This window comes from bacterium (assembly GCA_035307765.1).
Taxonomy (GTDB): domain Bacteria; phylum Sysuimicrobiota; class Sysuimicrobiia; order Sysuimicrobiales; family Segetimicrobiaceae; genus Segetimicrobium.
This window is the reverse complement of record DATGHU010000049.1, coordinates 1-6587: the sequence shown is the minus strand read 5'-3', so window position 1 is coordinate 6587 and position 6587 is coordinate 1. Positions and strand designations below refer to the sequence as shown.

Annotated in this window: 6 protein-coding genes; all 6 read left to right on the top strand. The window is 66.7% G+C overall.

Annotation, left to right across the window (positions count from 1 at the left end; genetic code table 11):
- Positions 1-157: 157 nt before the first annotated feature.
- Positions 158-982 (top strand): prephenate dehydratase, encoded by an 825-nt coding sequence (gene pheA, locus VKV57_17235; GenBank protein HLW61648.1) that lies wholly within the window; start codon positions 158-160, stop codon positions 980-982.
- Positions 983-1208: 226 nt separating this feature from the next.
- Positions 1209-1766, top strand: coding sequence for a flavin reductase family protein (locus VKV57_17230; GenBank protein ID HLW61647.1), 558 nt, complete (start codon positions 1209-1211; stop codon positions 1764-1766).
- Positions 1767-1828: 62 nt separating this feature from the next.
- On the top strand, positions 1829-3304 hold the full coding sequence (locus VKV57_17225) for a 4-hydroxyphenylacetate 3-hydroxylase N-terminal domain-containing protein (GenBank protein ID HLW61646.1): 1476 nt from the start codon (positions 1829-1831) through the stop codon (positions 3302-3304).
- A gap of 373 nt (positions 3305-3677) precedes the next feature.
- Positions 3678-4511: a class I SAM-dependent methyltransferase gene (locus tag VKV57_17220; protein ID HLW61645.1), complete on the top strand. Its 834-nt coding sequence runs from the start codon at positions 3678-3680 to the stop codon at positions 4509-4511.
- Between the two features lie 140 nt (positions 4512-4651).
- Positions 4652-5395 (top strand): gamma-glutamyl-gamma-aminobutyrate hydrolase family protein, encoded by a 744-nt coding sequence (locus VKV57_17215; protein HLW61644.1) that lies wholly within the window; start codon positions 4652-4654, stop codon positions 5393-5395.
- On the top strand, positions 5388-6401 hold the full coding sequence (locus tag VKV57_17210; protein ID HLW61643.1) for an asparaginase: 1014 nt from the start codon (positions 5388-5390) through the stop codon (positions 6399-6401). Before VKV57_17215 ends, VKV57_17210 begins: the two co-directional genes overlap by 8 nt.
- Positions 6402-6587: the final 186 nt, after the last annotated feature.

Genomic DNA, 6587 nt, shown 5'->3' with positions numbered 1-6587 from the left:
AACGCTGTCCTCGAGGGTCATGCCTGTCTCCCCCCTTCCGAAGGTTGCGAGCCCTCGGTTGGAGATTTCGGAGGCAGAGGCGTGACCCTCTTTTCATGAGGAGACCTCCATCAGTGTCAACACTACATCCAAACAGGACATCCTAGAGGAGATGGTCATGCGGGTCGCCATTCAGGGTGAGCGGGGCGCCAACAGCGAGGTGGCGGTGATCCGGTTGTTCGGCGAGGTGGAGATCATTCCGTGCGCGCAGCTCGCCGAGGCGTTCGAGGCGGTCGCCACCGGCCGGGCCGACTGCGGCCTGGTGCCGGTCGAGAACTCGCAGGCCGGCAGCATCAATCAGACCTACGATCTGCTGCTCGACCACCAACTGGTGATCGCCGGAGAGTTTGACCACCGCGTCGTGCACTGCCTGCTGGCGCTGCCCGGCCAGTCGATCGGGGCGATCAAACGCGTCTACTCCCACCCGCAGGCGCTCGCGCAGTGCGACGTCTACCTCCGCCGGCTCGGCGCGGAGGCCGTGCCGTTCTATGACACCGCGGGCAGCGCGAAAATGATCCAGGAACAGCGCCTCAGCGGCTGCGCCGCCATCGCCTCGCGGCGCGCGGCGGAACTGTACCAACTCGAGGTCCTGACCGAGGGCATCGAGACCAACCCGAACAACTACACAAAGTTTCTTGTCATCGACACCGAGCCCGCCCCGCGCTCCGCGCAGAGCAAGACGTCGATCGTCTTCGTCGTCGAGAACCGGCCCGCGGCCCTGTACCAGGCGCTTGGAGCCCTGGCCACCCGTCGGATCAACCTGGTGAAGATCGAGTCTCGCCCGGAACGGACGCGCCCCTGGGACTATTCATTTTATGTCGACATCGACGGCCATGTGGAGGACCCTCAGGTCGGGGAGGCCCTCGACGACCTGAGGCGGCAGACGACCTTCCTCCGGGTGCTCGGATCCTACCCGCGTTCACCGGCCCCCGCGCGGCCGTGAGGCTCTGAGCACAAGGGAGGGGGGATCCTTCCGGATCGACCGGCGCGGTGGAAGGCCCACGCGTGGAAACCGGCCCCGGTACTCATCCCCGACGCCGCGCTTCGCGCGATGCTTCGCCTCACGTGGCGTCATGATCCGCCGGACGGCGAATGCCGGGCCGCGTCGGGCCGCGTCGGGCCGCGAGGGAGGGGGACCCGATATGCGGGCGAACTCCTAACGCAGAGCGATGGCGATCGACGAAGCGGGAGACGATCTACGCGACCGTTTCCGCCGGGCGTTCCGACGGTATCCGGCGGCGGTCACGGTCATCACCTATCTGGATGCCGCCGGCCACCCCAGCGGGATGACGGCGACCGCGGTCTGTTCGCTCTCCATCGCGCCTCCCTCGGTGATTGTCTGCGTCAACCGGGACGCCCGAGCGCACGCCGCGATCACCCAGGGCGGACGGTTCGGCATCAACCTCCTCGCCCTGGGGCAGGAGCACCTCGCGACGCACTGCAGCCGCCCCGGAGCCGAAAAGACGTTGCAGCCGGAGTGGATCTCTGGGTCGGGCGGGGCGCACACCCCGGTCCTCCGCGGCGCGCTCGCACACCTCGACTGCACGGTGCGCCAGCACTTTGAGGCCTACACCCACTCCGTCGTGATCGGGGAGGTCACCTTGGTCCAGTTGGGCCCCGCCGCGATGCCGCTGGTCTACGCGGAAGGGTCGTATCGGACGCTGGACGCCGCGATCGAGCAGTCCTACGAAGTCCTCTGGGACCGCATGATGTCGCGTCTGCTATAAGAGTGCGGCGGGAGCGGCGCGGACGGGTGTGCCGTTCGGAGGGCCCGCGGGGGAGATGACGCATGCGGCACGGTGAGGCGTACGTCGCCAGCCTGCGCGACGGACGCGCGGTGTTCTTGGACGGCGCGCCGGTCGACGACGTCACGGTCCACCCGGCGTTTCGCGGCGCAATCGCCCGGATCGCCGCCGTGTACGATCGGGCAAGAGATGCGGCACGGAACGGTGACCTGACGTCCGCGGACCCCCTGACGGGCGAGCGCGTCAGCAACATGTGGCTGATTCCAAAATCGGCCGATGACCTCCGGGCCCGCCGGCGGCTGCATCGATTTTGGGCCGAGGGAAGCTACGGGCTGATGGGCCGGACGCCCGATCACGTGGCCAGCTTCATCACCGGGTTCGCGGCGTCCCGGGACGTCTTCGACCGAGCCGGGCAGCGGTACGGGGATCACGTGGTGCGGTTCTACGAGCGCGCCCGCCGGGAAGACCTCTACCTGACGTACGTGATCGTCCCCCCCCAGGTGGATCGGTCGAAGCCCGCCCACCAGCAACCGGTCAGGGACGTCTACCCGACGGTCGTCAAGGAGCGGGACGACGGCATCGTGCTGCGCGGGGCGCAGATGATCGGCACGTCCGCCGTGATCGCCGACGGGATCCTCTTGACCTACATCGTCCCGCTCGAGCCGGGGGACGAGGATCACGCCATCTCGGTCTTCCTGCCGTGCAACGCCCCTGGGCTGCGCCTCTACCCGCGCCGGCCCTACGCGACGATGGCCACGAGCGTCTACGATTATCCGCTCTCTTCGCGGTTCGACGAGACCGATTCGCTGGTCGTCCTGCGCGACGTTTTTGTGCCCTGGGAGCACGTGTTCGTGTACCGCGACGTCCGATTGGTGAACGCTCAGTTCTTCGAGACGGGAAGCCACCTGCTCGGGAACTTTCAGGCGCTGGTCCGCTTCGTCCTCAAGCTGCAGTTCGCCGCCGGGCTGGCGAAGCGGCTGGCCGACCTGCACAACATCGCCAGCCTGCCGCCCGTCCAGGCGCACCTCGGCGGGGAGATCGCGGCGTACGTCACCGCGATGGCAGCGATCGTCGACGGGGCGGAGAGCGCCCCGTGGATGCGCGGGGCCCTGGCGCGCCCGAACCCCCAGTTTGTGTACGCGGGGATGTGTCTGCAGCGCCGGTGGGTGGTCGACCTAATGCGCGCCCTGCGGGAGGTCGCCGGTGGCGCCTTCCTCTCGGTGCCGTCGTCGGACCGGAGCTTCACCAGCCCCGAGACGGGGGCGGACACCCGGCAGTACTATCAGTCGGCCGGCGTCGCGGCCGAGGAGCGGATCAAACTCGTCAAACTGATGTGGGACTTCGTGGGCACCGAGTTTGCCGGGCGCCAGCTGCAGTATGAGATGTTCTATTCGGCGGCGAGGCACGTCGTGGATGCGCGGGCTTTCCGCTTTTTCGACTGGGCGGAAAGCCAGCGACTGGTGGAAGCCTGTCTCGCCGAGTACGATCTTCCAGGTCACGACGGTGGGGTGAAGGGGTAGCCCGATCAAGCCGGCGCAAGAGGCCGGTCCTGTCGCCGGAGCGGTTCGGTGTGCCAGACCGCCCGATGGGAGCCGGATCCACGCGCGTCGGCACCACGCCGGGATCCGCGCGCACCATGCATTTCCCCCCTCAGCTCTCGCCGTTTGCTTTCCCCGTCGGATGCTGCGGGATCGTTGGGCCGACCGCGAGATCTCCAGTCACCGGCGACCCTCAAGGGGACCGAACGGGGGGTGCTGTCGAATTGTCTCTGAGCTGGAAGCGGCGAGCCGTGGATCCCATCTCAACCACGCAGCGAGATCAGACTGCGCAACCGCCGCTCCGTGAACGGATCCTCGTCGACTCGCGCACACGACGTTTGGGAAAGGGGAAAATGTGGGGCGCGTGATAGATCCGACATTTGATTCAGAAGCCAAAGCCGATGTCTACGAGTACTGGAATAGCAATCCGTGCGAAACCAATTTCCGCGACCTCAACCCACCGGAGAAATATTCCCGCGGCTATTTTGAGGCCATCGAGGAATTGCGATACACACGTGATCCTGGAATCCACGCATTTGCCCAATTTCCGAGGTTTCATGGCTGCAAAGTGCTTGAGGTGGGTGTCGGCGCCGGCACGGACTTTCTTCAATGGGTAAGGGCGGGAGCGGAAGCCTACGGGATCGACTTAACTTCGGAAGCAGTGGAACACGTCAGGCAGCGGCTTCGGCTGTACGATCTCCGGGCTGCCGATGTGCGTGTGGCAGACTGTGAGAATTTACCCTACCCGGACAACGCCTTCGATCTGGTGTATTCCTGGGGAGTGATACACCATACACCGAATCTGGAACGTGCACTTTCAGAAATTGTCCGCGTATGCCGTCCGGGCGGCATGTGCAAGGTCATGGTCTATAATCGCCATTCGCTGGCTGCATTGTATGTCTGGGTGCGAAACGCACTGCTCCGCGGTCGGCCCTGGAAGTCGTTGGCTTGGTGCATCAGTCGATATGTGGAGAGCCCCGGAACCCAGGCCCTCACCATGCAGGAGATGAAAAGGATACTCAGCCGTCATCCCATCAAGGGAGAACCGGAATTCCATAGATACCTGACCTATTGGGATACGTATCACGGGAAGCGGCCGTGGATCGAAAGGACGGCCTACTTCCTCAGTGCCCTTCTGGGATTGGATCGTCTTGGATGGTTTATGATGATTCAATTTCATAAAACCTGAGCGAGATTGATCCCTGCCGTCCGGGTCGCTTTGCGCCGGCCCGCGCCTTCGATCGGCAGAGTCACCCGCTCCGTGGAGCCTGTCAGGCGGGAAATACCCGCACTTTGACTTTCTCCCGCCATCCAAGGTACAGTGGTGCCATGCGCGGAGGGGCGGCCGATCGGCCGAGGATCGGGATCACCGGCAAGGATCCCGCCCAACTGCAAAACTACATCGACGCCGTGGAGGCCGCCGGGGGAAAGGCGGTGCCGCTCCTCCCGGGCGAGGGGCGATCCCCCGACGAGGTCCTCGACTCCCTGGACGGACTCCTGCTCAGCGGCGGACTGGACATCGATCCCCTAGCCTACGGACAGCGGCTCCAGGATGGACTGGGAGTCGACGTGGACCATCCCCGAGACGCCCTGGAGATCCCGCTGGCGCGTCGAGCGCTGGAGCGCGATCTGCCGATCCTCGGCATCTGCCGGGGAATTCAGGTCATGAACGTTGCGGGGGGCGGCACGCTGCACCAAGACATCGTGCAGGTCGGCATCGCGCCCGGCAGCCACAACCAGCGGGAGACGCTCCCCCGGCCGTCGGATGACGCTGCGGTTCACGAGGTGGGGATTGTGCCCGGGAGCCGGCTGGCCGAGATCGTCGGCGGGGACCGGCTGGGGGTCAATACCTTCCACCATCAGGTGATCGACCGTCCGGCGCCCCAATTTGCCGTGGTCGCCCGCTCGGCCGAGGCTCACGGCGATGGACTGATCGAGGGGGTTGAGGTCCGGGGCCGCACATTTGCCATCGGCGTGCAGTGGCATCCGGAGCGGATGTGGCGGCGAATCGGGGCCTGCGGCAAACTGTTCAGCGCGTTGGTCGAGGCGGCATCCAGGAAGCGGGTTGGATAGTCCCCCGCTCGTCGAGGTCCGCCGCGGGCACCACCTGGAGAGCCTGCACCGAGGGGCGGTCGCGGTCGCGGACCGCACCGGCCGGCTGCTCTACGCGGCCGGTCCCGCCGACTTTGGCACCTTCCTGCGGTCGTCCGCCAAGCCGTTCCAGGCGATGCCGCTGGTCGAGTCCGGTGGGGCCGACGCCCTGGGGCTGACCGACCAGGAGATCGCGGTCACCTGCGGGTCCCATTCCGGCGAGCCCATCCACGTGGAAACCGTCCGCGCGATCCTGGCGAAGGCCGGCCTAGACGAACAGGCCCTCCGGTGCGGCGCACACCCGCCGATCGACCCGGCCAGCGCCGACGCGCTCGTACGGGAGGGACGGCGGGCAACGGCGATCCACAACAACTGCTCGGGCAAGCACGCCGGCATGCTGGCCGCGTGCCGCCATCGGGAGTGGCCGGTCGAGTCGTACCTCCGGCCCGACCACCCGCTTCAGCGAGAGATCGCCGCCGTCCTGGGCCAGTGCTGCGGGACCCCCGCCGGGGCGATCGCGGTCGGGACCGACGGCTGCGGCGTCCCCACGTTCCGCCTGACGCTCCGCGAGATCGCCCGGGCATTTGCGGCGTTGGCGGATCCCGCTGACCTGCCCGCTCCCCGCGCGGCGGCGGCCCGCCGGATTACCGGGGCGATGCGGGGCTATCCCCGGCTGGTCGGGGGAACGGGTCGAATGAACACCGAGATCCTCGCGGCGCTGGGAGACCGGCTCTTCTGCAAGACGGGCGCGGAGGCGGTGTTCGGGATCGGCCTCATCGGGCGGGGGCTTGGGGTGGCGGTGAAAGTCGAGGACGGCAACGCGCGGGGTCTGGGGGCGGCCGCCGTCGAGGCGCTCTCCCAGTTGGGGGTGATCACCGCCGCCGAGGCGGAGTCCCTGACCGCGATCCACCATCCGGTGATCCGCAACCACCACGGATGGGAGGTCGGCGAGATGCGGCCGGTGTTCACGCTGGAGAAGGTATCCTGACGCCCAGGCGCGTATTCGTCCCGGGTTCATCACCGTCCCACTAGGGTGTCCTGTTTGGATGTAGTGTTGACACTGATGGAGGTCTCCTCATGAAAAGAGGGTCACGCCTCTGCCTCCGAAATCTCCAACCGAGGGCTCGCAACCTTCGGAAGGGGGGAGACAGGCATGACCCTCGAGGACAGCGTT